This window comes from Streptomyces sp. TP-A0356 (genome assembly GCF_001417775.1).
Lineage (GTDB): Bacteria > Actinomycetota > Actinomycetes > Streptomycetales > Streptomycetaceae > Streptomyces.
This window is the reverse complement of record NZ_BBZJ01000017.1, coordinates 203,896-230,642: the sequence shown is the minus strand read 5'-3', so window position 1 is coordinate 230,642 and position 26,747 is coordinate 203,896. Positions and strand designations below refer to the sequence as shown.

The 26,747-nt window shown below is 70.3% G+C and carries 24 protein-coding genes and 1 pseudogene; 14 read left to right on the top strand and 11 right to left on the bottom strand.

All coding sequences use genetic code 11. The features are described from left to right. Positions 1 to 98 precede the first annotated feature (98 nt). A complete protein-coding gene (locus ASC56_RS14150; RefSeq protein WP_055491720.1) occupies positions 99 to 788 on the bottom strand; it encodes a DUF2293 domain-containing protein in 690 nt (229 codons plus the stop codon). A 180-nt stretch (positions 789 to 968) separates the two neighbouring features. On the opposite strand from ASC56_RS14150, the gene ASC56_RS14145 reads away from it, so the two are divergent. Further along, positions 969 to 1,610: a hypothetical protein gene (locus ASC56_RS14145; RefSeq protein ID WP_055491719.1), complete on the top strand. Its 642-nt coding sequence runs from the start codon at positions 969 to 971 to the stop codon at positions 1,608 to 1,610. 291 nt (positions 1,611 to 1,901) lie between these two features. After that, on the top strand, positions 1,902 to 2,330 hold the full coding sequence (locus tag ASC56_RS14140; protein ID WP_055491718.1) for a CBS domain-containing protein: 429 nt from the start codon (positions 1,902 to 1,904) through the stop codon (positions 2,328 to 2,330). Between the two features lie 58 nt (positions 2,331 to 2,388). Here ASC56_RS14140 and ASC56_RS14135 read toward each other — a convergent pair whose 3' ends face one another. After that, on the bottom strand, positions 2,389 to 3,516 hold the full coding sequence (locus ASC56_RS14135; RefSeq protein WP_055491717.1) for a magnesium and cobalt transport protein CorA: 1,128 nt from the start codon (positions 3,514 to 3,516) through the stop codon (positions 2,389 to 2,391). Between the two features lie 246 nt (positions 3,517 to 3,762). Between ASC56_RS14135 and ASC56_RS14130 the strand changes: the two genes are divergently transcribed. Beyond that, complete coding sequence (locus ASC56_RS14130) at positions 3,763 to 4,557, top strand: methyltransferase domain-containing protein (RefSeq protein WP_055491929.1); 795 nt, start codon at positions 3,763 to 3,765, stop codon at positions 4,555 to 4,557. Between the two features lie 60 nt (positions 4,558 to 4,617). Here the strand turns inward: ASC56_RS14130 and ASC56_RS14125 are convergent, their stop codons facing one another. The 4 genes from ASC56_RS14125 to ASC56_RS14110 form a co-directional block, all read right to left on the bottom strand. Further along, entirely contained in the window at positions 4,618 to 5,523 is a 906-nt protein-coding gene (locus tag ASC56_RS14125) for a carbohydrate kinase family protein (RefSeq protein WP_234376956.1), read from the bottom strand. Beyond that, positions 5,520 to 6,425 carry a pseudouridine-5'-phosphate glycosidase gene (locus tag ASC56_RS14120; RefSeq protein ID WP_055491715.1) on the bottom strand — a complete coding sequence of 302 codons (906 nt, stop codon included), beginning with the start codon at positions 6,423 to 6,425 and terminating at the stop codon, positions 5,520 to 5,522. The genes ASC56_RS14125 and ASC56_RS14120 overlap by 4 nt, the downstream gene beginning before the upstream one ends. A 108-nt stretch (positions 6,426 to 6,533) precedes the next feature. Next, the gene (locus ASC56_RS14115; protein ID WP_055491714.1) at positions 6,534 to 7,088 is read right to left on the bottom strand and encodes a methylated-DNA--[protein]-cysteine S-methyltransferase; all 555 of its coding nucleotides are present in this window, start codon (positions 7,086 to 7,088) and stop codon (positions 6,534 to 6,536) included. A gap of 82 nt (positions 7,089 to 7,170) precedes the next feature. Continuing rightward, positions 7,171 to 8,040: a glycerophosphodiester phosphodiesterase family protein gene (locus ASC56_RS14110; RefSeq protein ID WP_055491713.1), complete on the bottom strand. Its 870-nt coding sequence runs from the start codon at positions 8,038 to 8,040 to the stop codon at positions 7,171 to 7,173. Positions 8,041 to 8,318: 278 nt separating this feature from the next. On the opposite strand from ASC56_RS14110, the gene ASC56_RS14105 reads away from it, so the two are divergent. From ASC56_RS14105 to ASC56_RS14080, 6 genes are all read left to right on the top strand, one after another. Beyond that, positions 8,319 to 9,191, top strand: coding sequence for an MHYT domain-containing protein (locus ASC56_RS14105; RefSeq protein ID WP_055491712.1), 873 nt, complete (start codon positions 8,319 to 8,321; stop codon positions 9,189 to 9,191). Positions 9,192 to 9,231: 40 nt separating this feature from the next. Continuing rightward, complete coding sequence (gene uvrB, locus ASC56_RS14100) at positions 9,232 to 11,376, top strand: excinuclease ABC subunit UvrB (protein WP_055491711.1); 2,145 nt, start codon at positions 9,232 to 9,234, stop codon at positions 11,374 to 11,376. Between the two features lie 161 nt (positions 11,377 to 11,537). Next, on the top strand, positions 11,538 to 12,116 hold the full coding sequence (locus tag ASC56_RS14095) for a TerD family protein (RefSeq protein WP_055491710.1): 579 nt from the start codon (positions 11,538 to 11,540) through the stop codon (positions 12,114 to 12,116). A gap of 45 nt (positions 12,117 to 12,161) precedes the next feature. Continuing rightward, positions 12,162 to 14,126, top strand: coding sequence for a TerD family protein (locus ASC56_RS14090; protein WP_055491709.1), 1,965 nt, complete (start codon positions 12,162 to 12,164; stop codon positions 14,124 to 14,126). A 294-nt stretch (positions 14,127 to 14,420) separates the two neighbouring features. Then, entirely contained in the window at positions 14,421 to 15,419 is a 999-nt protein-coding gene (locus ASC56_RS14085; RefSeq protein WP_055491708.1) for a TerC/Alx family metal homeostasis membrane protein, read from the top strand. Between the two features lie 118 nt (positions 15,420 to 15,537). Next, on the top strand, positions 15,538 to 16,638 hold the full coding sequence (locus ASC56_RS14080) for a calcium:proton antiporter (RefSeq protein WP_055491928.1): 1,101 nt from the start codon (positions 15,538 to 15,540) through the stop codon (positions 16,636 to 16,638). 25 nt (positions 16,639 to 16,663) lie between these two features. Here the strand turns inward: ASC56_RS14080 and ASC56_RS14075 are convergent, their stop codons facing one another. Beyond that, positions 16,664 to 17,935 carry an MFS transporter gene (locus ASC56_RS14075; protein ID WP_055491707.1) on the bottom strand — a complete coding sequence of 424 codons (1,272 nt, stop codon included), beginning with the start codon at positions 17,933 to 17,935 and terminating at the stop codon, positions 16,664 to 16,666. 283 nt (positions 17,936 to 18,218) lie between these two features. Here ASC56_RS14075 and aroQ point away from each other — a divergent pair, with 283 nt between their 5' ends. Both aroQ and ASC56_RS14065 read left to right on the top strand, forming a co-directional pair. Next, positions 18,219 to 18,692 carry a type II 3-dehydroquinate dehydratase gene (gene aroQ, locus ASC56_RS14070; protein WP_055491706.1) on the top strand — a complete coding sequence of 158 codons (474 nt, stop codon included), beginning with the start codon at positions 18,219 to 18,221 and terminating at the stop codon, positions 18,690 to 18,692. Positions 18,693 to 18,753: 61 nt separating this feature from the next. Next, a complete protein-coding gene (locus tag ASC56_RS14065) occupies positions 18,754 to 20,538 on the top strand; it encodes an ankyrin repeat domain-containing protein (RefSeq protein WP_055491705.1) in 1,785 nt (594 codons plus the stop codon). 55 nt (positions 20,539 to 20,593) lie between these two features. On the opposite strand, the gene ASC56_RS14060 is transcribed toward ASC56_RS14065, so the two are convergent. The 4 genes and pseudogenes from ASC56_RS14060 to ASC56_RS37940 all read right to left on the bottom strand — a co-directional run. After that, positions 20,594 to 21,322 carry an amino acid ABC transporter ATP-binding protein gene (locus ASC56_RS14060; protein WP_055491927.1) on the bottom strand — a complete coding sequence of 243 codons (729 nt, stop codon included), beginning with the start codon at positions 21,320 to 21,322 and terminating at the stop codon, positions 20,594 to 20,596. Positions 21,323 to 21,387: 65 nt separating this feature from the next. Next, the gene (locus ASC56_RS14055; protein ID WP_055491704.1) at positions 21,388 to 22,326 is read right to left on the bottom strand and encodes an amino acid ABC transporter permease; all 939 of its coding nucleotides are present in this window, start codon (positions 22,324 to 22,326) and stop codon (positions 21,388 to 21,390) included. After that, the gene (locus tag ASC56_RS14050; RefSeq protein ID WP_055491703.1) at positions 22,323 to 23,207 is read right to left on the bottom strand and encodes an ABC transporter substrate-binding protein; all 885 of its coding nucleotides are present in this window, start codon (positions 23,205 to 23,207) and stop codon (positions 22,323 to 22,325) included. Before ASC56_RS14050 ends, ASC56_RS14055 begins: the two co-directional genes overlap by 4 nt. 486 nt (positions 23,208 to 23,693) lie before the next feature. Next, positions 23,694 to 23,879 (bottom strand): annotated as a pseudogene (locus ASC56_RS37940) (MBL fold metallo-hydrolase); the annotation flags it as partial. 32 nt (positions 23,880 to 23,911) lie between these two features. Here ASC56_RS37940 and ASC56_RS14045 point away from each other — a divergent pair. From ASC56_RS14045 to ASC56_RS14035, 3 genes are all read left to right on the top strand, one after another. Further along, entirely contained in the window at positions 23,912 to 24,430 is a 519-nt protein-coding gene (locus tag ASC56_RS14045; RefSeq protein ID WP_055491702.1) for a recombinase family protein, read from the top strand. Then, a complete protein-coding gene (locus ASC56_RS14040; RefSeq protein ID WP_199835985.1) occupies positions 24,387 to 25,484 on the top strand; it encodes a hypothetical protein in 1,098 nt (365 codons plus the stop codon). Before ASC56_RS14045 ends, ASC56_RS14040 begins: the two co-directional genes overlap by 44 nt. Positions 25,485 to 25,626: 142 nt before the next feature. Then, positions 25,627 to 26,730: a DUF4037 domain-containing protein gene (locus tag ASC56_RS14035; RefSeq protein WP_055491701.1), complete on the top strand. Its 1,104-nt coding sequence runs from the start codon at positions 25,627 to 25,629 to the stop codon at positions 26,728 to 26,730. Positions 26,731 to 26,747: the final 17 nt, after the last annotated feature.

Below are 26,747 nucleotides of genomic sequence, written 5' to 3'. Positions count from 1 at the left end.
CGCGCATCGCGCATTCGGTCCTCCCGCGGACCCTCGGCCGGCCCGCACCCGGCGTGCCTCGCCGCCCGGCTGCCCTGCCTACCCGGCCCGGCCAGAGATCACGCCGCCTTCCGGTGCCTCCACTCCCGTAGCACCGTCTCCACGCCCTCGGCGATGCGCCGACGCGCCTCGGGCCGTGGCACCCCGCTCATCAGCAGTTGATCGTACGGAGTCTCCGTGTGCCGCACCGACGCCCGCACCGCGGCCGTCACCGCATCCGGCGACAGCGCCCGCCCGGCCGCACTGCGGCCCACCCGCCCGCTCCCGCGCACCGACGCATGTGCCGCGATGGCCCCCGCTCGCCCGTCCGGGCACCCGGGGAACAGCCGCCGGATCTCCCGTGCGAACGCCTCCGTGAACCGCACGTCCTCCGCCGCCCGCCGCCGCGCGTCCCGTGCCCGGCGTCGGCGCCGCGCCTCAGCGTCCGCCAAACACCTCTGCTCGGCCAGCGCGAGCGCCGTCTCCTCGACGAGCACACCCTGCCGCTCGTAGCGGCCGCGCCGCCGGTTGAACCGCACGACCACCGCCGACAGCGCACTCGCCTCTCGCGACCGTCGCGTCAGCGCCGTGTCGCCCCGCGGCAGGAAGACCAGATGTCCCAGGTCCGCGCAGTCCAGGCACCGCGGCGCGGCCTCCTCCAGCACCAGCAGCGACAAGGGCCCGCTCCGGCACTCGGCGCAGTGCCGCCGCTTGACCGGCTGGAACACCAGAAGTCCGCTCCGGGGCGCGGGATTTGCCGTAGGTGCCATAACCGCTTCATTCCCCGAACGCCCCAGCGACGACCTCCCGAACCCCCGAGCGGCGACCTCGACGACTGCGGCCTGCCCGCTGACTGCGGCGTACCCGTTTCGCCCCGTGGCTTCGGCGTGGGACGGCACGACCTTGCCCCCCCGTCGCCGGCCGTGCCGTCGGTTTGCCGGCGCGGCATCATGGGCCCTGTGCGACTCGAAGCGATCACCTGGGAACGGCTCGGCGACCTCCTCGCCGACCGGCTGCTCGACCTCGAGCCGGACGACGGCAGCCCCTGGCCGCGCATCGCCTTCGACGGAGCCCCGGCCGCACGCGCCGGCGACCTCGCCCAGCGCGTGTCCGACGCGCTGCGGATACGCGGCCGACCTTCGCTCGTCGTCGGCACGGAAGGCTTCCTCCGCCCCGCCTCCGTCCGCCTGGAGCACGGCCACCGGGACCCGGATTCCTACTACGAGGGCTGGCTCGACACCGGCGCCCTGTGGCGTGAGGTCTTCGGCCCCCTCGAACCCGGTGGCGACGGGCGGGTCCTGCCCGACCTGTGGGACCAGGACACCGACCGCGCCACCCGCAGCCCCTATGTCCGACTCCCGCCCGGCGGGATGCTGTTGCTCCACGGTCCACTCCTCCTGCGGCACTGGTTCCCCTTCGACCTGACCGTCCATGTCCTCCTCTCGCCCGGTGCGCTCCGCCGCCGCACCCCCGAGTCCGAGCACTGGACCCTCCCTGCCTTCGAGCGCTACGAAGCGGAGACGGCCCCGGCCACCGTCGCCGACGTACTGATTCGCGCGGACGACCCGCGCCACCCCGCCTGGAACGGCTGATCACGCCGCCGATCCACGGAAACGACCTTTACATGCATGCGCATATCGACCCTCCCGCGGAGAAGGACGACCAGGTCCGCGTGATCATCCGAGTCGTCCCCCGCAAGATCGTGGGCTTCTCCGTCCGAGCGCGGAGGCCGTATGCGCAGTCCCGGGCCCAGGCGCCAATGCATGGTTGTCCTCCGGGCGTGCTCGCCGTGCGGCTCTCCCGGCGCGCGGCGAGAATGAAGTGCGCCGGGACATGCGGTGCGTCCCGTGCCGCGCCGGCCGTCCGGCACCGGGAGGTACTCCATGACCACCGCCGGAGACATCATGCACCGTGGTGTCCAGTGGATTCCCGCACGCGAGACCTTGGACCGCGCCGCCCAGTTGATGCGGGAGCTCAACGTCGGTGCGCTGCCCATCAGTGACGAGAACGAGCGGCTCTGCGGCATCCTCACCGACCGCGACATCGTCGTCGGCTGTGTCGCGATGGGCGGCGACCCCTCGCGTGTGACCGCGGGCGACATGGCCAAGGGCACGCCGCGCTGGATCGACGCGGACGCCGATGTCGACGACGTGCTCCATGAGATGGAGGAGCACCAGATCCGCCGGCTTCCCGTCATCGAGAACAAGCGCCTCGTCGGCATGATCAGCGAGTCCGACCTGGCCGAGCACCTGGCGGGCGATCAACTCGCCGTATGGGTCGAGAGCGTCTACGCGAGGCGTGCGACACGCTGAAGCGGTCCGCTTCCCGGTCGGCGGCCCCGGACCCACCCGGTGGCCGACCGCCCCGGGATCACAGCCAGCCGTTGCGCTTGAACCCCCGGTACAGGACGCGACAGCCGACGGCTATCGCTACCAGGACCAGCGGGTAGCCGAACCTCCAGTGAAGCTCCGGCATGAACGTGAAGTTCATGCCGTACACGCCGGTGACCATGGTCGGTACCGCGATCAGCGCCGCCCAAGCCGTGATCTTCCGCATGTCCTCGTTCTGCGCGACGCTCACCTGGGCGAGGTGCGCCTGCAGGATGGAGTTGAGCAGCTCGTCGAAGGCGGCTATCTGCTCGGTGGCGCGCAGCAGATGGTCGGAGACGTCCCGGAAGTACGCCTGTATCTCCGGGTCGATCACCCGGATCGGCCGGGTGGCGAGCTCCTGGATGGGACGGCCCAGGGGGGCCACCGCCCGCTTGAGCTCCAGGAGTTCACGCTTGAGCTGGTAGATGCGCCCCGGATCGGTCCGCGCGCCGTTCTCCGCGAACACGTCCGTCTCGACCTGGTCGATGTCCTCCTGTACCGCGTCCGTGACGCTGAGATAGTCGTCGACCACATGGTCCGCGATCGCGTGCAGTACCGCGGCGGGTCCCTTCGCGAGCTGCTGCGGGTTGGCCTCCAGCTCCTCGCGCAGGGGGCCGAGCGAACCGTGCCGGCCGTGCCGCACCGTGATGACGAAGTCGGGGCCGATGAAGATCATGATCTCGCCGGTGTTCACCACCTCGCTCGTCGCGGTCAACTCCTTGTGCTCCACGTAGCAGACGGTCTTGAAGACCGCGAACAGCGTGTCCCCGTACCGCTCCAGCTTCGGCCGCTGATGTGCCTCCACCGCGTCCTCGACCGCCAGCGGGTGCAGGTCGAAGAGCTCGGCGACACCCGCGAACTCCCGGTCCGTCGGCTCGTGCAGTCCGAGCCAGACGAAGCCGTCGCGGCTCTTGCGGACCCGCTCCACGGCCTCGACCAGATCACGGCCCCCGGGAACGCGCACACCGTCCTGATAGGTCACACAGTTGACCACCGCGGAGCCCAGCGGGGACCGGGCCGGGTGGCTCAGATCGACACGCGTGTGCCGCCGCGTCAACCGTGCCACCTTGCGGAGGCCGCCTACCTTGCCGAGGCTCGTGACCTTCCGCAGATTCCCTGCCATGGACATCTGGATCTCCTCGCGTGGATCTCCTCGCGCCGCACTCCGCGCCTTCGCGGGCCAGTCTGCCAGTCCCCATCCATCGACGAAGAAGCCTGTGGGAACGGAACATTCCACTTCAGTGGGGGCGTTGTGACGTGGAGCGAGGAAGCTGTGTGTGGGATGTGACGGATGACGGCCGTGCGAGGGGCCGTGTCCGTGCGGCGCGGAGTCCCCTCCCGCACAGGCGGACGGATCGGCTGGGATGATGTCGGCATGACGCGAAGCGACGGGTATCTCCTCGACAACCGGCAGAGCGAGGCGGGCCGGCGCTTCGATGCGCTGTCCACCCTCTTCGACCCCACGACCTTCCGCCACATCGAGGCATTGGGTATCGGGGCCGGCTGGCGCTGCTGGGAGGTCGGTGCCGGCGGCGCCTCCGTCGTCTCCTGGCTCGCCGAGAAGGTGGGGCCGACCGGTCAGGTCGTCGCGACGGACATCGACACCTCGTGGGCCGTGTCGGCGGCAGGCCCCCCGGTCGAGGTCCGCACCCATGACGTGGGCGCCGAGGAACCGCCGGGTGAGGACTTCGACCTGGTGCACGCCCGGCTCGTCCTCGTGCATGTGCCCGACCGGGAGCGGGCGTTGCGATCGATGATCAAGGCACTGCGCCCCGGCGGACGGCTGCTGGTCGAGGATGCCGACCCGGCGCTCCAGCCCCTCAGCTGCCCGGACGAGTACGGCCCCGAGCAGCGGCTCGCCAACCGCCTGCGCACGGCCTTCCGCACACTCCTCGCCGAACGGGGCGCCGACCTCTCCTACGGCCGCAGACTCCCGCGCCTGCTCCGCGAGGCGGGCCTGCGCGGCGTGGAGGCCGACGCGTACTTCCCCATCGCTTCCCCGGACTGTGCGGCCCTCGAAGCCGCGACGGTCCGTCAGATCCGCGATCGGCTCGTCGATGCCGGCCTCGCCACGAACGAGGAGATCGACCGGCACCTGTCCCATGTCGCCTCGGGCGCGACGGACCTGGCGACCGCCCCGATGATCTCGGCGTGGGGACGCAAGGAGTAGCGGCGGCGCGAGAAGCGAAGGAGTAGCGGCGGCGCGAGAAGCGGGGGAGGGGGAAGCGCCCTAGCGGACAGCCCTCGTCGGCCGTGCTCCCACGTTCTCCACCGCCAGGGCCCCCGCCCGGCATCCCTCCTCCGCCGCCTCCTCCGCTTCCGCGCCCGCGAGCAGCGCCGCCAGGAACGCCCCGGTGAACGCGTCGCCCGCGCCCGTCGTGTCCAGAGGAACGGCGGGGGCCGCCCGGATCCGGGCCCGGACCGCTCCCGACACGGCCACCAGTGCGCCCTCCGCGCCCTGCTTTGCGACCACCAGGGGCACGTACCGGCTCAGCTTGGCCGCCGCGTCCGCCGGGCCGGGCAGTCCGGTCAGCAGACATGCCTCGTCCCGGTTGGGCAGCAGAACGTCGACGCCTTCGGCGAGCGCCAGGAACCGGTCCACACCCAGCCCGGCGAGGAACCCCGCCGACGCCGGATCCAGACTCACCGGCACGCCACGCACGCGTGCCGCCTGCAGCGCCACCGCCGCCAGAGCCCGGCTCGGCTCGGAGAAGAACAGATACCCGGACAGGTGCAGTCGTGCGACACCGTCGAGCAGTGCGTCCGACCAGTCGCCGGGGGCCAGCCGCAGCGACGCCCCGCTGTCCGTGAGGAACGTACGCTCCGCCGAGGCGCCGGTGTCCACCAGGCAGATCACCGTCCCCGTGCGCGCCTCGGGGTCGACGACCAGGTGAGGCCGTACGCCCGACGCCGTCAGCTCCCGCTCGTGCCAGGCGGCCGCCTCGGCCCCGACACGTCCCAGCAACCTCACGTCCGGGTTGCCCCAGTGGGCCGCCCAGCACGCCACGTTCGCGCCCGCGCCACCGGGCAGTGTCCGGATGACGGCGGCCGTGTCCGTGCCCGGGGCGAGCGGGCCGCGGTGTCGGGCGACCACATCCGTGATGATGTCCCCGACGACGAGCAGCCCCCCGCTCACGCCTCGGCCCAGGCCGCCGCGATCCGCGCGGCGAGCCGGACGTTGCCGCGCACCGCGGCAAGGTTGGCGCTCAGCGAGGCCCCGTCGGTGTGCCGGACCAGGTGGTCGAGCAGGAACGGCGTGACCGCCTGGCCCGTCACGCCCTCCTCCGCGCAGGCGCGCAGCGCGTCGGCGAGCACGCGCGCGTGGAGGTCGGGATCGAGCTGTTCCTCCGCGGGGACCGGGTTGGCCACGATGAGCGCCGACTCCGGACCGCGGAGCGCGTCCTGCGCACGCATCACCTCCGCCACCTGCCCCGGCGACTCAAGAGTCCAGTCCACCGGGTGTCCCGAGTCGGAGAGGTAGAAGCCCGGGAAGCGGTCCGTGCGGTAACCGGCCACCGCCACGCCCAGTGTCTCCAGGCGCTGCAGCGTCGCGGGCACGTCGAGGATCGACTTCACGCCCGCGCACACCACGGTGATCCTGGTCCGGGCCAGCAGGCCCAGGTCGGCGGACTCGTCCTGGGTCACCGTCCACTCCCGGTGGACCCCGCCGAGCCCGCCCGTCGCGAACACCCGTACGCCTGCCAGAGAGGCCAGCAGCGCCGTCGCGGACACCGTCGTCGCCCCGCTCACGCCCGCCGCCATCGCGAGGGGAAGATCGCGATGACCCAGCTTGCGGATCCCGTCCTCGTTCGCGACCCGCTCCACCTGCTCCTTGTCCAGGCCGACATGGGCCCGGCCGTCCAGGACGGCGATCGTCGCCGGTACGGCGCCCTCTCGCCGTACGAGGTCCTCCAGCTCCAGAGCCACCTGGAGGTTGCGCGGACGTGGCAGCCCGTGCGCGATGATCGTCGACTCCAGAGCCACCACCGGCCGGCGAGCGGCGAGCGCCTCCCGCACCTCTTCGGACACCACCAGCACGCGCCTGCCTCCTGTCGTTCGGTCTTCCCTCATCTCTGGCGAGCGGCGCCCCCGGCCAAACCCTTGCGAGCGAGCGGACAGGACACGGGGAACGCTCGTCGGGCCGGTTCAGAACAGCGGCTCAGGCAGTACCCCCTCAAGCGCCAACAGCTTCCGCTTGGTCTCCAGCCCGCCGCCGAACCCACCGATGCCCCCGTCGCTCTCGACCACGCGGTGGCACGGGACAACCACCGGCAGCGGGTTGGAGCCCATCGCCACGCCTACGGCCTGGGCGGCTCCCGGCTGACCGACCCGGCCTGCCAGGTCGCCGTACCCGACCACCGTGCCGTACGGCACCCCGGACGCCAGCTCGCGCAGCACCTGGCGGTTGAAGCCGCTGATCAGGGACCAGTCCAACGGCAGCTCGAAGTCATGCCGCTCACCCGCGAAGTACGCCGCCACCTGGCGTATCGCCTCGGCCAGGAGCGGGGAGCCGGGGTCTTCGACGGGCGCCGTCCCGAGCCGGGACGCAAGCCGCTCCAGCGCCTTGTCGCGCACCGCGTCCGAGGCGTGGAACACCACGTTCACCAGGCCGTCGCGCGTTGCGGCAAGCAGCAGGGGACCGATGTCCGTGGTGACGACGGCCCACACCAGCTGCTGCTCGCACTGCCCATGACTGTCCATGCGCCCACGGTACGGCGCGGCACCGACAACGCCCCCGGGGCGCCGACCGCACCGCCGCCCGTACCCCGAAGGCACCGTGGGGTCAGTGGGCGCCGACCGCTCTGCTCACGACGTCGGGGGCGTTCGTGATGATGCCGTCCACGCCGAAGCCGGCTGTCCGCCGGGCCAGGTCCGCGCTGTTGACGGTCCAGGCGAAGACCTTCACCGGCTTGGCATGCGGTCCCTTCATCGCGTGGACGGCGGAGACGTAACGGGCCGAGAGTTTGGTGTAGGTCGAGTTGATCTGGTCGGCGAACCGCGCGTACGCCGGCAGCTCGGTGACCTGAGGCGTGCCCAGGTACGCCGTCCTGATCGCGGGACCGAGGGCGTGGACCGTCCGCACGCTGTCCGCGCTGAAGCTCTGGACGACCAGTCGGTCCCTGAGGTGACCGGGGTCGAGCCAGCCTTCGTTGGCCAGCAGCTTGAGGGTCTGGCGTTCGATACCCGGATACAGCTCGGGGTTCTTGATCTCCAGAACCAGCTTCTGGTGATTGTGTGAGATGCGGTCCATGTACTGCCGCAGTGTCGGTACCCGTGTCCCGGCGAACCGGCGGCCGAACCAGCTGCCCGCGTCCAGGCGTGCGATCTCCCCGGCGGTGAAGTCCTTCACCCGCCAGGGTGCCCGGTGCGGGAACAGTCGCTTGACGTCGGTCGTGCGGTCCAGGGTGGCGTCGTGGATGACGACGAGCCGGCCGTCCTTGGTGCGCTGCACGTCGTTCTCGACCCAGCTGAAGCCCATGGCGGCCGCCCTGTCGATGGCGGCCAGGGTGTTCTCGGGCGCGTACGCGGAGGCGCCGCGGTGGGCGACGACGACCGGGCCGTCGCCGTCTGCGGCACCGGCGTGGTGAGCGGGCAGTATGGCGACGCTGAGTCCCAAGAGCGTGGCGGTCGCGACGGCTACGCGCGCGTGCATACGTTCCTCCTCGCATCGGCAATCACACACAGCACCAGGATGGCAGCGCAGAGTCAAGTGGGCGCAGGTGCAGGAAGGTCACAGATTGACTGGAGTTGCCCAAACCTGCTCACAGGCGCCGCACAAGTGCGGCAGCGCCGTGATTCTTTGCCGGATAATCGTTCGACCGTTCCGGTGCGGGTCATACTCTTCGCCTCGACTCGGACCGTCGTCACGGTCGCGGGGACGGGGGCAGTTCCCGAATTCAGGACGCATCAGGGTGGGGAGGGCAGCCGCACATGCAAGGCACCGTCGACGGCTTCAGCTACGGACTCGTCACACCGGTGGTGGCGTACCTCATGGCCTGCCTCGGCGGCGCGCTCGGTCTGCGCTGCACCATGCGATCGATGCTGGTCGCCCACTCCTGGCGCATCGGCTGGCTCACCCTGGGGTCGGCTGCCATCGGGTCCGGGATATGGACCATGCATTTCATCGGAATGATGGGGTTCACCGTCAAGGAGACCCCCATCCACTACGACAAGACAATGACATTCGCCAGCCTCGCCGTCGCCATCATCATGGTCGGCGTCGGTGTCTTCATCGTGGGCTGCCGGGGGGCGACCGGCGTGGCGCTCTTCACGGGCGGGACCATCACCGGCCTGGGCATCGCCTCGATGCACTATCTGGGTATGGCCGGGATGCAACTCAACGGCGTGCTCGAGTACAACACCCTCATCGTCGCCGCCTCGGTCGTCATAGCGGTCGTCGCCGCGACCGCCGCTCTCTGGGCGGCCGGACAGGTCCGCGGGTTCCTCTGGAGCGTCGGCGCGAGCCTCGTCATGGGGCTCGCCGTGAGCGGCATGCACTACACGGGCATGGCCGCCCTCACCGTCCATCTGCACGGCTTCGCAGGCACCCCGGCCGGTGACAGGCCCGCGGCCCTGCTCGCCCCGATGATGATCGGCCCCCTCGTCTTCCTGTGCCTGGCCGGCGTCGTCGTGATGTTCGACCCGCAGGTGGTCATGGGCAGGCCCGACCGGGCCCCCGTGGAGCGCAAGCCCGGTGTTCCGGCCCGCCCCGAGGTCACCCACACCGGACGACGTCCGCGACCGCTGTCCAGCTCCGGCCGACGCGCAGGCCCCCGGGGCTCCCGCACCCCACAGAACCGGTGACCGACCCCCGTTGTCAGTGGGGGGTCGTACGGTTGATGACATGCGGCCCGTTTCACAGATCGAACGCACGGTGGCGCCTTTCGAGGTCGTCAGCCCCTACCAGCCCAGCGGTGACCAGCCCACGGCCATCGCCGAGCTGGACAAGCGCATCCGCGCAGGTGAGAAGGACGTCGTCCTGCTGGGCGCGACCGGTACCGGAAAGTCCGCCACCACCGCGTGGATGATCGAGAAGCTCCAGCGCCCGACCTTGGTGATGGCGCCGAACAAGACGCTGGCCGCCCAGCTGGCCAACGAGTTCCGCGAGCTCCTGCCGAACAACGCGGTCGAGTACTTCGTCTCGTACTACGACTACTACCAGCCCGAGGCATACGTGCCGCAGTCGGACACGTACATCGAGAAGGACTCCTCGATCAACGAGGAGGTGGAGCGCCTGCGTCACTCCGCGACCAACTCGCTCCTCACTCGTCGCGACGTCATCGTGGTCGCCTCGGTCTCCTGCATCTACGGCCTGGGCACACCCCAGGAGTACGTGGACCGCATGGTCAGCCTCAGGGTCGGCGACGAGATCGACCGGGACGAGCTGCTGCGTCGCTTCGTCGACATCCAGTACACGCGCAATGACATGGCGTTCACGCGTGGCACCTTCCGGGTGCGCGGCGACACCATCGAGATCTTTCCGGTCTACGAGGAGCTGGCCGTCCGGATCGAGATGTTCGGCGACGAGATCGAGGCCCTCTCCACCCTCCACCCGCTCACCGGCGAGGTCATCAGCGACGACCAGCAGCTGTACGTCTTCCCGGCCTCCCACTACATCGCCGGCCCGGAGCGCATGGAGCGCGCCATCAACGGCATCGAGAAGGAGCTGGAGGAGCGCCTGGCCGAGCTGGACAAGCAGGGCAAGCTCCTGGAGGCCCAGCGGCTGCGCATGCGCACCACGTACGACATCGAGATGCTCCGCCAGATCGGCACCTGCTCTGGCGTGGAGAACTACTCGATGCACTTCGACGCGCGCGAGCCCGGCTCCCCGCCGAACACGCTGCTGGACTACTTCCCGGACGACTTCCTGCTCGTCATCGACGAGTCGCACAACACCGTCCCGCAGATCGGCGCCATGTACGAGGGCGACGCCTCCCGCAAGCGCACCCTCGTCGAGCACGGCTTCCGGCTGCCCTCGGCCCTGGACAACCGTCCGCTAAAGTGGGAGGAGTTCCAGGAGCGCATCGGCCAGACGGTGTACCTGTCGGCTACCCCCGGCAAGTACGAGCTCTCGCGTGGGGACGGCTTCGTCGAGCAGATCATCCGCCCCACCGGCCTCGTCGACCCGGAGGTCGTGGTCAAGCCCACCGAGGGCCAGATCGACGACCTGGTGCACGAGATCCGCAAGCGCACCGAGAAGGACGAGCGCGTCCTGGTCACCACGCTCACCAAGAAGATGGCCGAGGACCTCACCGACTACTTCCTCGAGCTCGGCATCCAGGTGCGCTATCTGCACAGCGACGTGGACACCCTGCGCCGGGTCGAGCTGCTGCGCGAGCTGCGGTCGGGCGAGTTCGACGTCCTGGTCGGCATCAACCTCCTCCGGGAGGGCCTCGACCTGCCCGAGGTCTCCCTGGTGGCGATCCTCGACGCCGACAAGGAGGGCTTCCTGCGCTCGGGCACCTCGCTGATCCAGACCATCGGCCGCGCCGCGCGCAACGTCTCCGGCCAGGTCCATATGTACGCCGACAAGATCACCCCGGCGATGGAGAAGGCCATCGAGGAGACCAACCGCCGACGGGAGAAGCAGATCGCGTACAACACCGCGAACGGCATCGACCCGCAGCCGCTCCGCAAGAAGATCAACGACATCGTGGCGCAGATCGCCCGCGAGGACGTCGACACGGAGCAGCTGCTCGGCACGGGCTACCGCAAGGTCAAGGACGGCAAGGGCGCCAAGAGCCCCGTCCCCGCGCTGGGCGGCCAGGCCGCGAAGGGCGCCAAGTCCGCCAAGGGCAAGGGGAAGGCCAAGGAGGTGGTCCCGACCGACCGGCCCGCGGCGGAACTCGCCGGGCAGATCGAGGAGCTGACGGATCGGATGCGGGCCGCCGCCGCGGACCTGCAGTTCGAGATCGCGGCCCGGCTGCGCGACGAGGTCTCCGAGATGAAGAAGGAACTGCGTCAGATGAGGGAGGCGGGCCTGGCCTGACGTTCCCCCGACTCGTGCCGGACCTCGGTATATGCGCAGTGTGTTGCAACACCGACACAAAGCGCGGTCCGGGGTTCGGCACTGTCAGTGCCCCTGCGTAGGGTTTTGCCATCCGCGGAGTACGCGGCCAACAGGGGAACAGCTCGAGAGGGGAACAGCGCGTGACGGTCAACTTGGCCAAGGGTCAGGCCATCAGTCTGCAGAAGAACGACGGAGGCACGCTGACCGCGGTGCGCATGGGGCTCGGCTGGCAGGCCGCCCCCCGGCGTGGGCTGTTCGGTTCGCGCACCCGGGAGATCGACCTCGATGCGTCCGCCGTGCTGTTCGCGGACAAGCAGCCCGTGGACGTGGTCTTCTTCCGCCACCTGGTGAGCGACGACGGCTCCGTGCGGCACACCGGTGACAACCTCGTCGGCGGTGCGGGCCAGGGCGGCGACGACGAGGCGATCCTCGTCGACCTGCAGCGCGTCCCGGTCCACATCGACCAGATCGTCTTCACCGTGAACTCGTTCACGGGCCAGACGTTCCAGGAGGTGCAGAACGCGTTCTGCCGCCTGGTCGACGAGACCAACGGCCAGGAGCTCGCCCGCTACACGCTCGCGGGCGGCGGCGCGTACACGGCGCAGATCATGGCGAAGGTGCACCGTGCGGGCCCCGGCTGGACGATGACGGCCCTGGGCACCCCGGCCAACGGCCGTACGTTCCAGGACCTGATGCCCGCGATCCTGCCGCACCTGTAGGCGGCCGGACGCCTGGGCACACGAGCGAGGTAGGGGGACGAGGCGATGACGGCCGAGCTGGTCCGGGGGCAGAACCATCCGCTTCCCCAGGTCCGACTTGAGATCCGGGTGTCGGCCGGCAAGCCGATCGTGGCAGGGGCCACGCTCGGCGACGCGCAGGGCAAGGTGCGCGGCATCGAGTGGGTGGCCCATCCGGGCGCGCCCACGCTGCCGGGCGTCGAGGTCTCCGAGCAGGCTGCGGCCGACCATCGTCTCGCGTTGGACCTGGACGCCCTGCCGGAGGGCGCGCACCGGGTCCATGTGCTGCTCGCCCTTCCGACGGGGATGGGGGGCCCGGTGCGGTTCGGCACCGTTGCCGCCCCCTTCGTGGCGGTCACCGCGCTCGACGGCTCCGAGGTCGCCAGCTACACCCTCACCGGCCTGGACTCCGAGTCCGCCGTCATCGCGCTGGAGCTCTACCGCAGACAGGGCGCCTGGAAGGTCCGAGCGGTCGGCCAGGGATACGCGGGCGGGCTCGCCGCGCTCCTCGCGGACCAGGGTCTGCCCGAGGCCCGGCAGCTGGCGGGAACCATCGATGACGCGGTGGCGCGCAGCCTGGCCCGCTCGGTGGCACCGCCCCCGGCGCGTCTGCCGGACAGCGACCGCACGCGGCAGACGGCCGCCCCGGCGGCTCCCCAGGGCGCCGCCACCGTACCGCCGCAGCAGGGCCCGTCCGGCGTGCCGCAGCAGGGCAGTCCGTATGACGACCTCCCCGGCTCGCCGGACCCGGTCCCGCAGTCCGGCCCCGGCGGACCGATCAACTACCACCACCCCGGCCGGCAGACGGCGGCGCCGCCCCCGCCCCCGCCGACCGTGCCTCCGGCCCCTCCCGGACAGCCCGCGCAGCCCGTCGCGGGCGACGCGACCGGTTGGTCCATGGAGGAGCGGCTCTACAACCAGGTGTGGGGCATGTTCGAGGACCTGGCACGCACGGCGGCCGCGTACCGCAGTGCCGTCGATTTCGCCGACTCGCGCATGGAGCAGGAACTGGACAGGGTCCTGTCCGATCCGCGCAGCCGCGTCGGCAGGCAGGGTGACGCCGCCCGTGAGGCGGCCCAGGCCAAGCACGCCCAGCTCGTCGACCAGGCCAAGGCCGCGCTCGACCGCGACCTCACCCAGCTCATCGCCGAGTCCGATGTCGTCGAGCCAGCTCTGCCTCCGGCGTTCGCACGCTGGGACAGCCCGGTCTGGCACGGCTATCAGGTGCCGATGGAGATCCCCATGGCGGTGCGCCTGGGCGACCTCCTTCTCCCCGAGAGCGAGAGCCTGCGCATCCCCATGCTGGTCCGGCTGCCGCTGGAGCGGGGTCTGTGGATCGACAGCGGCCGCGCCGGATCCCTCGACCCGCTCGCGGACTCGGACGAACTGCGCCGCCTGGCCATGGAGACGGCGGTGACGCACTCGGCACGACTGCTCGCCGTGTACCCGCCCGGGGAGTTCACGGTGCACGTCGTCGACCCGGCGGGTTCCGGCGCTGCGGTGCTCGCGCCCCTGGTGCAGTCAGGGGCGCTCGCCGCTCCGCCTGCCGCGGGCGCGGCCGGGGTGGCAGACGTGCTGACCCGGCTCACCCGGCGCGTCGACCTGATGCAGATGGCGGTGCGCGGCGGTGCCTCCGACTCCCTGCCGCCCGATCTCGACACGGCGGAACAACTGCTGATCGTCAACGACTTCCCGCACGGTTTCGACGACCGGGCCGTGACGCAGCTGCGCTATCTCGCCGACGAGGGCCCGGCCGTGGGTGCGCATCTGATGATGGTCGCCGACCGGGAGGACGCCACCGCCTACGGGCCGCTGCTCGACCCGCTCTGGCGCTCCTTGCTGCGTCTCACCCCGACGCCCGACGACCACCTCGCGGACCCTTGGGTGGGTCACTCCTGGACGTACGAGCCGCCGCGCGTCCCGCGGGGCAGCCAGGTGCTCCACCAGGCGCTCGCGCGGGTGGCCGAGGCCCGCCGAGCCTGGGGCCACTGACGCCGTCCCGCCAGCCACCAAGAACGGGTAAATCGGCTTCCATCAGTCAACTTGACGATTCCTTTGCTATTTCCTTTACCTGCTCTTGGTGATTGGGTACTCTCTTTCACACGGAGGGGAGTACTCCCTGACTGCTGCGGCGCACCCGTCAGTACGGATCAGGCAAGATCTCGGGGCGTCGGCCCGCAGGCACCGGGCGCACCACGCGCCCGGGCGTCCTCGGGTGGAAGAGACCTCCGGCAGCGACGACGCTGACGACGCTGACTCATGCCGTGACGTACTGCCGGAGGCGCAGTGAATGTTTCCCCGACCCTGTGGGTCCTGACGATCGTGGGCCTCGCTGCCCTGATCGCGGTCGACTTCTTCATCGGCCGCAAGCCGCACGACGTGTCCGTCAAGGAAGCCGGTATCTGGACGATCGTCTGGATCGCCCTCGCCGGACTGTTCGGACTGGGACTGCTCTTCTTCGGCGGTGGCCGACCCGCCGCAGAGTTCCTCGCCGGCTTCATCACCGAGAAGTCGCTGAGCGTCGACAACCTCTTCGTGTTCGTCCTGATCATGGCGAAGTTCGCGGTGCCTCCGCGGTACCAGCAGCGCGTGCTTCTGGTCGGTGTGCTCATAGCCCTGGTCCTGCGGGCCGGCTTCATCGCCGCGGGAGCCGCGATCATCGCGTCCTTCTCCTGGGTCTTCTACCTCTTCGGCGCGTTCCTGATATGGACCGCCTGGAAGCTGGTCCAGGAGGCCAGGGCCGATGAGGAGGACGAGGAGTACGAGGAGAACAGGCTGCTGAAGACGGCCGAGCGCCGCTTCGGCGTGGCCGACCGGTACCACGGCACCAAGCTCTGGATCCGGGAGAACGGCAAGCGCGTCATGACGCCGATGCTTGTCGTGATGCTCGCGATCGGTACCACTGACGTGCTCTTCGCCCTCGACTCCATCCCGGCGATCTTCGGCCTGACCCAGGACCCGTACATCGTCTTCACGGCCAACGCGTTCGCGCTGATGGGCCTGAGGCAGCTGTACTTCCTCATCGGCGGCCTGCTCAAGAAGCTGGTCCACCTCTCGTACGGCCTGTCGATCATCCTCGGCTTCATCGGCGTCAAGCTGGTGCTGCACGCGCTCCACGAGTCCGGGGTCCACGTCCCCGAGATCTCCATCCCGGTCTCCCTCGGGGTGATCTGTGCGGTCCTGATCGTCACGACGATCACCAGCCTGATGGCTTCCCGGAAGGACGCGGCCAGGGCGGCACAGCAGGACGCCGAAGGCGCTCGGAAGGACGGCGTCGAGATATGACGGCATGGGGCGTCAACGTGACCGCGGGTCCCCCGGCGCGCAGCCGGGCACCCCGTTCGAGGACGCCGATGACCGGAGCGGGAATGCGCGCCAGGGGTACGTCTGCGACGATCGCAGCATGATCGTCGGGCTCCGGTCACTCGTGGCGCGGTGGACGACCGTCGTGCCGGTGGCTGCGGTGGTCCTGCTGGCCTTCACCTGGGGGCGCGATCTGCCCGGCGCGGTCGTCGCCCTGGTGACTTTGGTCCTCGCCGGATCCGTCCTGGCCGCCGTCCACCACGCCGAAGTGGTCGCACACCGGGTCGGTGAGCCCTTCGGCTCGCTGGTTCTGGCGATCGCCGTCACGATCATCGAAGTGGCGCTCATCGTCACCCTCATGGCGGACGGCGGGGGCAAGAGCGCGACCCTGGCCCGTGACACCGTTTTCGCGGCGGTGATGATCACCTGCAACGGCGTCCTGGGACTGAGCCTCCTGGTCGCCTCACTACGGCACGGAATCGCGGTCTTCAACCCCGAGGGCACCGGAGCGGCACTCGCCACCGTCGCGACCTTGGCCACCCTCAGCCTGGTCCTGCCCACCTTCACCACGAGCAGGCCCGGCCCGGAGTTCTCCCCGGCCCAGCTCACCTTCGCCGCGCTCGCCTCACTGGTGCTGTACGGCCTGTTCGTGGCGACCCAGACCGTACGTCACCGCGACTACTTCCTCCCGATCACCCGGCAAGGGCAGGTGATCACCGCGGACGAGCACGCCGACGTGCCGTCCGCTCGCACCGCGGCCCTCAGTGTGGGCCTGCTCGCCCTCGCCCTCATCGGCGTGGTCGGACTCGCCAAGGGGGTGTCACCGACCATCGAGTCAGGTGTGGCTGCGGCCGGTATGCCGCAGGCCGTCGTCGGTGTGATCATCGCGCTGCTCGTGCTGCTGCCCGAGACGATCGCCGCGCTGCGGTCGGCGCGCCGCGATCGGGTCCAGACCAGCCTCAACCTCGCCCTCGGCTCCGCGATGGCCAGCATCGGCCTGACCATCCCCGCCGTCGCGCTGGCGTCCGTGTGGCTGTCCGGACCACTCGTCCTCGGCCTCGGCCCCCTCCATATGGCGCTGCTCGCGCTGACCGTGGTCGTGGGCTCTTTGACGGTGGTGCCCGGGCGTGCCACGCCGCTGCAGGGAGGCGTCCATCTGGTGCTGTTCGCGGCGTACCTGGAGCTGGCGGTCACCCCGTAGACGTGCGCGCGGCGCCGACGTGGGCTCAACCGGGTGCGGGTTCCGTCACCGCGACCGGGACGGGGCGGGTCTCCGGCAGCAGTGCGAAGCACCCCAGGCTGAGCAGGGCCACGGCGGTCAGATAGGCGCCGACACCCCAGGGCACCCGGCCTCCGTGCTCGGCCAGCGCTGTGGCCACGATGGGGGTGAGGGCGCCACCGATCACTCCGCCGAGGTTGTAGCCCACGGCCGCGCCTGTGCACCGCACCCGGGGCTCGTACAACTCGGGCAGATACGCGGCGATCACGGCGAACATCGTGATGAAGGAGAGCATCGCCCCGAGGAAGCCCAGGAACATCCACAGGGGTTCGCCCGTCGACAGCAGGGCGACCATGGGAAACATCCACAGGGCGACGCCGGCGCAGCCCGCCAGGCACAGCGGCCGTCGCCCGTAGCGGTCTCCCGCGAGCGCCAGCACCGGGGTCATGGCGCCCTGCACAGCGACGGTGGCCATGACACACGCGAGCATGACCGTACGGCTCACGCCGAGCCGCTCCGTCGCGTACGCCAGGGACCAGGTGGTCACGGTGTAGAAGACCGCGTAGCCCACCGCGAGCGCGCCTGCGGTCAGCAGGACGAGCCGCCAGTGGCGGCGCACGACCTCGGCGAGCGGCACGCGCGCGTGGTCGTCGATCTCAAGGAAGAGCGGGCTCTCCGCGAGCGAACCGCGCAGCCACAGACCCGCTGCCGCCAGCACCCCCGCGCCCCAGAACGGGATCCGCCAGCCCCAGGAGGCGAACTGCGCGTCCGACAGTGCCGCCGACAGCCCCAGCATCACGCCGTTGGCCAGTACGAACCCGAGGGATGGCCCCACCTGCGGAAAGCTCGACCACAGTACGCGCCGCCCGGCCGGCGCGTGCTCCGCCGTCAGCAGCACCGCGCCGCCCCACTCCCCGCCGAGGCCGAGCCCCTGGAGGAAACGCAGCACGAGGAGGAGCACGGGAGCCGCCGTACCGATCGTGCCGTACGTCGGTACGCAGCCGACCGCCACCGTCGCGGCCCCGGTCAGCAGCAGGGAGACGACGAGAACGGGCCGTCGCCCGCGCCGGTCACCGATGTGCCCGAACAGCACCGAGCCGAGGGGCCGCGCCACGAAGCCGACCCCGAAGGTCCCGAAGGCGGCCAGCGTGCCCGCCAACGGCGAGAACGTCGGGAAGAACAGGGGTCCCAGGACCAGGGCGGCCGCGGTCCCGTAGGCGAAGAAGTCGTAGAACTCGATGGCCGTTCCGGCGAGCGAGGCGGCCGCGAGGCGGAGCATGGAGGGAGCCCTTACGGTGCGTACGTCGTGCATGCCGAGTCAACTACCCAGGGTGACGGCGACTTACGGGGGCGCGTGGGGGCTCGGCGCATCCGTGGGGTGGGGCGGGCGTGCGCCGGTCAACCGGAACGACAGCTTCGGACGGGCGCGTGGCAACTCCTGGTCCGACTCGGCCCGTTCGACGGCGGGAGCAGGGGTGATCGCCTGCCCGGCACATCGTGATAGACCGGGCCGAGCAGCGGTCCTTCATTGGGCCGGCAGATCCGAACGGACCGGAGGAACCGTGCCCCACACCCTCGCCAACGCCCCGATCATGATCCTCAACGGCCCCAACCTGAACCTGCTCGGGCAGCGGCAGCCCGAGATCTACGGCTCCGACACGCTCGCTGACGTCGAGGCCCTGTGCGCGAAGACGGCGGCCGCGTATGGAGGCACGGTGGACTTCCGGCAGTCCAACCATGAGGGCGAGCTGGTGGAGTGGATCCACGAGGCGCGGTCGAACCACGCCGGGATCGTGATCAACCCGGCCGCCTACTCGCACACCTCCGTCGCGATCCTCGACGCGCTCAACACCTGTGACGGGCTGCCGGTGGTGGAGGTCCACATCTCCAACATCCACCAGCGCGAGCAGTTCCGGCACCACTCGTACGTCTCCCTGCGCGCCGACGGTGTCATCGCGGGCTGCGGTGTGCAGGGGTACGCGTTCGCGGTGGAGCGGGTCGCGGCACTCGCGGGGGCGGGGCAGAAGGAGGCGTGAGACGCCTGTGCCGGACACGAGCGGAGGACCGGTTGTCAGTGGCGGGTGTCACGATCAACTCATGAACTTCTTCGACGGATTGATCGTGCCGGACCCGCCGTGCGAGCCGCGGTCCGAGACACGTCGACTGGGCGCTTATCGCCAGGCGGACGACGAGGCGTACCCGCCCCAGGACTGGTTCGTGCCGGCGCAACTGTCCCAGGTCATCGAGGTCGGCGCCGGTCCCGACGCGCGGATCGTGCTCACCGGCTGGGAGGTGTGGCCGGGCTCGGTGACCTTACGGCTGGGTGTCTTCCTGCGGACCGTGCGGGAGGGCGGCGCGGAGCACCCCGTCCACTGGGGCGGCGGCCGGGGCGGTGCCGGAGCCCTGCGCTGCGGGGTGCTGCTCGCCGACGGGCGGCGGGTGACCACCCTGGACGGCCGGCCGTGGCCCGCGCCCGCCGAAGGACCGCCCCGACCGACTCTCCAACTGCGGGCAGGGGGAGGTGGCGGGTTCCACTACGACATCCAGCTGCACCTCTCGCAGCTGCCGCCCGCGGGCCCGATGCACCTGGTCGTGGAATGGCCCGACAAGGGCGTGCCCGAGACACACACGCAGATCGACGCGACGGCACTGCGGGACGCGGCCGCCGACGCGGTGGCGGTCTGGCCGGTGGAGGAGGACGACTCGCAGCAGGAGGAGTCAGTTGCCGCCGCCGCGACCGAGGACAGCGGCAGGGGCTTCCTGATCGCCGGTACGGGTCCCTTCGAGATCATGGCCGCATCCGCCACGGCCGTACCCCTCGGCCCCTCCGGGCGCCTCGGACACCGTCCGGAGGGCCCGCCCAGGTCCGACCCGGACCGCGGCGACTGGGAGGGGATGGCAGGGGAGAGGTGGAAGGACGCCGGGCTGATCAGGTCACGACTGGCCCATGGCGCGGATCCCGTGGGACCGGTCGGATCATGGACCGAGGAGACCCCACTGCACCTCGCCGCACAGCACGGCTCACCCGAGGCCGTCGCCGAACTCCTGCGCCACATCGAGGACGTGGACATCCGGTCGCCCACCGGGCGTACGCCGCTCTGGGAGGCCGTCTCCCATGGTGCGCGTGAGGCCGTGGAACTGCTCCTCGCCGCGGGCGCCGACGCCTGGAGTCCGCAGCTGGGCGGCCGCTCACCGGGGCGGCTGGCGCTCACCACCGAACTGGCCGGCGTCTTCGAGGCGTTGCCGGGCGCGGTGCCGCTCACCGCGCAGGAACGCGCGGCCCAGGAGGACGCCGACCGCAGGGCCGCCGTCTTCTGCGGCATCCACACCGAGGGCCTCTCGGTCGCCTTCGTGGCGGGAATCGACGAGGAGACGGCGATCCGGCGCCTGGGTGCCGACCCGGCCGCCGCGCCCCCACTGGACCTGGACTCGGAGCCCGGCCCGTACGGCACCGGGCCTGACGGCTTCGACCCCTACGACGAGGAGGCCGAGCGGTTCGTGGGGGTGACCGGCGTCCCGGGCGGCTGCGTGCTGCTCCAGCCCTCGTGGTTCACGGTGAGCACGGAGGCGGTGCTGGACGCACTGTCACCCGGCACCACCGCGTACGGGCTGTATTTCAACCCCAAGGGGGGCACGTTCGGCCAGTTCTCGCGCGACGGCCCTGGCGAACGGCACGAGGAGCTCGGGTCCGTGTGGGGCGACGAGCCCGACCTGCACTGGCTGTACCGCTTCTGGCAGTGGGAGAAGGTGGAGATGTGGGACGCCTATCGTCTGGCGTACGCCTCGCAGATGGGTGGCCTGCGTCTGACCGACGGGCGTGCGGTCGCCGGCCCGCCCCGGCGCTGGGCGGCGATACCGGAGGGCAGCCCGCTGCTGCCGTGAGCCGCCCGGAGGCGCCTCTTGCCACGCAGGCTCCCCGGCCGGAAGCGCGCCTGTCTCAGAGCCGTCCCGCCTCCACGATCCGGCTCAGGAAGCGCCGCGTACGCTCCTGCCGCGGGTCGCCGAAGATCTGCTCGGCCGTGCCGCGTTCCAGCACCACTCCGCCGTCCAGGAAGCAGACCTGGTCCGCGACCTCGCGGGCGAAGCCCATCTCGTGGGTGGCCAGCACCATCGTCATGCCGTCCTCCTTCAGATCCCGGACGACGGTGAGGACCTCGCCCACGAGTTCCGGATCGAGGGCGGCGGTGATCTCGTCCAGGAGCAGCAGCCGGGGGCGTACGGCCAGCGCGCGCACGATCGCGACCCGTTGCTGCTGGCCGCCGCTGAGCCGGTCCGGGTACTCGGCCGCCTTGGCGCCGAGGCCGAGACGCTCCAGCAGCTCGCGTGCCTGCTGCTCGGCCGTCGCGCGGTCCACGCCGTGCACCCGGCGCGGGGCGAGCGTGATGTTGTCCAGGACGGTCATGTGCGGAAACAGGTTGTAGGCCTGGAACACCACGCCGATGCGGCGGCGTACGGCGTCCGGGTCGGCACGCGGGTCGGTGATCTCCTCGCCGTCCAGCCAGATCGCGCCGTCGTCGATCTCCTCCAGCAGGTTCGCGCAGCGCAGCAGCGTGGACTTGCCGGAGCCCGAGGCGCCGATCAGCGCCGTCACCGTGTGCGGGGCGACCTCCAGGTCGACGTCCCGCAGGACGACGGAGGCGCCGAAGGACTTGCGGACGGACTCCATGCGCAGCACGGGCGCGTCGGCGGACCGTGGCTCTTCCGGTGCGTCCTGCTTCCGGAGGATGTCGCTCACAGGTTTCCTCCCTGCGCCCGCTGCCGGTCCATCCGGGCGGTCGCCCAGTCCGTGAAGCGGGTCATCGGAATGGTCAGTGCCACGAAGATCAGCCCCGCGACGATGTACGGTGTGTAGTTGAGGCTGCGCCCCACGATGATGTCGGCGGCCCGTACGGCGTCCACCGCGCCGCCGATCGAGACGAGCCCCGTGTCCTTCTGCAGGGACACGAGGTCGTTGAGGAGCGGCGGCACCTGACGGCGGACCGCCTGGGGGAGCACCACGTGACGCAGCGCCTGCCGGTTGGTGAGACCCAGCGAGCGGGCCGCGGCGCGCTGCGAGGGATGGACGGACTCGATGCCGGCGCGGAAGACCTCGGCGACGTATGCCGAGTACGTCAGCGTGAGCGCCGTCCCGCCGAGCAGTACCGGGTCGACGGTCACGCCCTGCAGCCGCAGCGCGGGAACACCCAGGACCACGATCATCAGGTTGATGATCAGCGGAAGTCCACGGAAGAAGTCCGTGTACGCGGCGGCCAGCACGCGCAGCGGGAAGAACACCGGGCCGCGCAAGGTGCGGGCGATGGCGATCAGCATGCCGAGGACCAGTACCGCGACCCCGCACACCAGCAGCAGACGGACGTTGAGCCACAGCCCCTCGAGGACCTTCGGAAGCGCCTCGCGCGCGTACTGCGCGTTGAAGAACGTCTCCTTGGTGCGGGGCCAGCCGGGCGCGTTGACGACGACCAGATAGAGGACGGCGCCGGTGAGGAGGGTCGAGAGCGCCGCGACGGCGGTGGCACGACGGGCGCGGGCACGCTTGTGGCGCTCCCGCTCGATCCGCCGCTGCGAGGGAACGTACGCGTCACCCCCGCGTGGCATGTCTCCCGGGTCGGCCACGGCCGTCGTATCGCCCTCGCCGGAGTCCTCCCCCGACTCCTGCCTGGGCACCGTCACTTGAGCACCGGAGCGTCGACGGCGTCGGAGAGCCACTGCTTCTCCAGCTTCGACAGCGTGCCGTCCTTGCGCAGGGCGTCCACGGCGGAGGTCACGCACGAGGTGAGCGCGCTGCCCTTGTCGAGCACGAGCCCGAACTGCTCGGGGGAGCCGCCCTGGTTCTCGAACTGGCCGACGATCCTGGCGTCGGTCACCTCGGCCGCGGTGATGTAGAAGGCGGTCGGCAGGTCGGTGACGATGGCGTCGACCTGACCGTTCTTCAGGGCGGACTTGGCCTGGTCGTTCTTGGCGTAGGCGGCGGGCTGCCGCTTCGGCTTCACCACGTTGTCGATGTAGTCGAGGCTGGTGGTGCCGACCTGCGCGCCCAGCTTGATGTCCTTCAGGTCCGCGATGGTCTTCGCCTTCGCGGCCTTGGACCCCTTGAGGGCGATGACGGCCTGGCGGACGTCGTAGTAGCCGGACGAGAAGTCCACGGCCTTCCTGCGCTCGGTGCTGATCGACACCTGGTTGATGTCGAAGTCGAAGGTCTTCTCACCGGGCGCGAAGGCCTTGTTGAAGGGGACGGTCTGCCAGACGACGGCGCTCTTGTCATAGCCGAGCTGCTGCGCCACGGCGTAGGCGACCGACGACTCGAAGCCCTTGCCGTTGGACGGCTTGTCGTCCTTGAACCAGGGCTCGTACGCGGGTTCGTCCGTGGCGATCGTCAGCTTGCCCGACGTCTTCGTGGCCAGCTTGCCCTTCGCGCAGCTCCCGGCGCTCGCTGCGGAGGCCTTGGCGGAGGCGTTCCCCTCCGGCTGAGGGGCGCACCCCACGGCGAGGGCGAGCAGGGCGACGGTGGCGCCGGACGCGGCGCGGCGCAGGGCGCGTTGGGCGAGTTGCATGGCGGGAGAGTGACAGTGCGACATCCTCTTTGTCGAGGTCACGTGGGCAACTGTCCGCATGGTGGGAACCGGTGTTGCATTCCTGTGAACGCTCCGGCGGTGCGCATGCCGGGGCCGCCGGTCGAGGGCGGGGGTGGAGGGACCGGCGGCCCGTACCGCGCGGGAGCCGTCACCCCGCGCGGGGCTGCCTCCAGTTGACTGCGCAACCACATGCACCGGGAGCGCGCACGGGACGCGAGAGCGTGCGAACGGTTCACACGGGGCGTGTGCGCCCGGTTCTCACGCCCTGGCGCAGGCGGATGACTTGTGGGGCGCGGGCCGAGTGGCCCGCACGGGGTGCGCACTCCCGCACACCGCACGGCCGCCCGCACACCGCGCACCCGCACACCGCACGGCCGAAGTCCGTGTCCGGCGCTCGCGCTCATGCCCCTGCCCGGAATACGCGCCCAGCGCTCACCGCCGGGCCGGCCGGAACAGGCCGGGCGCTCACCACCCCCGCGCGTGCCACTCCGGCAGGTGGGGACGCTCGGCGCCCAGCGTGGTGTCGTTGCCGTGCCCGGGATAGACCCAGGTCTCGTCCGGAAGTACGTCGAAGATCTTCGTCTCGACATCGTGGATCAGGCTGGCGAATGCCTTCGGGTTCTTGTGGGTGTTGCCGACTCCGCCCGGGAATCCTAGGGGTCCTGGGTGGGTAATACTGGGGCATGGCCGCAGTCGTCACCGCACTCCGCATCCTCGTCTTCCTGTACGCCCGCATCAGCGAAGACCCCCTCGACCAACGACGCGGCGTCGGGCGGCAGATCAAAGACCTGCGCCGGTGGGCCCTCGAGGACATCGGGGGCGAGGTCGCCGGCGAGTGGATCGAGAACGACCGCTCCGCTCACTCCGGGGAGGAACGCCCGGAGTACGACAAGATGATGGCTGCCGCGCTCGCCGCGGCTCAACAGCCGGGCGTGCGGGTCTTTGTGGGCGCCTACCACCCTTCCCGGCTGTGGCGGCAGCGCGTCGAGCGGGCGCAGGCCATCGAAGACCTGCGGGCTGTGAAGGCGTTCGTCGGCTTCGAGTCCGGCGGCTACTTCAACATGGCCAAGGCCTCGGACCGGTCGCAGCTGGCGAACCTGGGGGAGTCCGACACCGCGGAGTCCGAGGTGAAGTCGGAGCGGGTCACTCGCGCCGCGCTTGAGCGGGCCGAGGAAGGGGGCGCCGAAGCGCACCGCGCCTAGAGACATCAAGTCCTGGGCAACGCAGGCGTTTAACTCCTGGGCCCTATGCATCGACAACGTCTCGATCATCTCCGACTGGCTGTCCGACGCGCTCTGCCGTGCCGTCACCGGAGACGGGATCGTCGACCGCGCCTTGTACACCGACGATGACGTCGTCGTCCTCGAGTTCCGGCGCGTGTTGGCGATGACCACCATCGACGCCGGAGCCCTCGCCGGTGACCTCGCCGAGCGACTGCTCACGATCGAGTTGAGCACGATCCCGGACCGCGATCGGCGTGAAGAGGCCGAACTCGACGAGGCGTATGCCGACGCCCACGCCGGAATCCTGGCCAGCCTCTTCGATCTGCTGTCCCAGGTACTCAAGGTTCTGCCAGACGTGCAGCTGACGGAGCGCCCGCGCATGGCCGACTTCGCCCGTGTCCTCGCCGCTGTCGACCGCGTGCAGAGCTGGAAGACGTTGGAGTCGTACAAGGCCAGCGCACGGGATGCAGTGGCAGACGTCCTCGATGGCGAACCGTTCGCGCAGGCCGTCGTCAAGCTCGTCGACGAGGCCGGACCGACAGGGCTGAAGCTCACGGCTCAGCAGATCCTCGACAAGGTGGATGCCCCGGACAAGCTGCCGAAGAAGTGGCCCAAGGACGCCACCCGAGCTGGCGGGCAGCTCAAGCGTCTGGCCCCGGTGCTGCGCACGATCGGTGTCGAGGTGGACGACTCCGAGCGCGGTCCGGCACCCAAGCGTCAGCGGATGTACCGCCTGATGGCGACAGAAGAGAGAAGGTGCGAAACAGCGTCCACAGCGTCCCAGAGCGGCCTCAAACAGGCTCCGAGCTGCGGCGATGGGGTGGACGCTAGCGAAGGTGCCGCAGCGTCCACCCCCCGGGAAGGCGTGGACGCTATGGACGCTGAGATGGACGCTGGACTGTTCGCAGCGTCCACCCCTCACACCGTCTCCGGCCTGCGTAAACCGTCCGGCGTGGACGCTAGGGACGCTAGGGACGCTGAAATGCACCTTCTCTCTGATTCCCGCCCCAAGACTCCCTGCGCATGTTTGTAAGCACTTCTCTGGGCTCCACTACACGGATGGAAAGTGGCTCCGCCGTGTACGAAGTTGATCTGGCTCCACGGGTGAGGCGGGCGGGGCTGTCAAGGGAGATAACCGGTGGCCTCGGGGTGAGTAGGTCCAGCACAGTTGGGATATGACGATCTCCGGAGCCCAGTTCATGCCTGGCATCGAGTTGTCTGAGGTCTTGTACGAGGAGGCGGTAGAACCGATCCTTCGGGATGCGTTTCCCGGGCTGCGCTACGCGGCTGCCCGGATCGGTAGCGGCTCTGAGGTGCTGGGCTTCGACACACCGCGGTCGGCCGATCACGAGTGGGGCCCGCGGCTGGAGATCTTCCTGACAGCCGAGGACCAGACTCAGCACGGTGCTGCAGTCCGCCGCACCCTGACCGAGAGGCTGCCGAAGGAAATTCGGGGCTGGCCCACCCACTTCCAGGAAAGCGACGATCCGCTGGATCCGGTCGGGCGTATGCAGTTGACTGACGGCCCGGTAAACCATCGCGTAGACGTGCATGATGTGGACGGATGGCTGACCGAACAGCTCGGAGTGCGTTCGGCCGGTGCAGAGCTGACCACGCGTGAATGGCTGGCGATGCCGCAGCAGCGGCTTGCTGAGACCACCGGTGGAGCGGTGTTCCATGACGGGCTTGGCACTCTCACCAACGTCCGACGGCGGCTGACGTGGTACCCGGACCAGGTATGGCGGTATCTACTGGCTTGCCAGTGGCAGCGCATCTCACAGGAAGAAGCGTTCGTGGGCCGCTGCGCGGAAGTCGGCGACGACATCGGTTCGGCCGTCGTGGCCGCTCGCCAGGTGCGTGATCTGATGCGCCTCTGCCTGTTGCTGGAGCGCCGCTACGCCCCCTACAGCAAGTGGCTTGGCAGTGCCTTCGGCCAGCTCCCTGCGGCGAAGTCGCTCAAGCCGGCTCTTCGTGGCGCGCTGGCCGCGACGGACTACCGAACCCGGGAGGCACATCTGTGCGATGCCTATGAGAGTGTCGCGGCTCTTCAGAACGCATCGGGGCTCCACACACCCGTGGACCCGAAGCGGCGGCTCTACCACTCGCGCCCGTTCCAGGTTCTGCGCGCTGAGCGTTTCGCGCAGGCGCTTGCGGAGACGATCACGGACCGGGACCTTCGGACGTTGGCGCTCGTGGGAAGCGTGGACCAGTGGGCAGACAGCACTGATCTGCTCAACCAGCCTCAAGCCATTCTGGCCGCAGTACACGCTCTCAAATGAGAGGCGGCAGGGCTGAG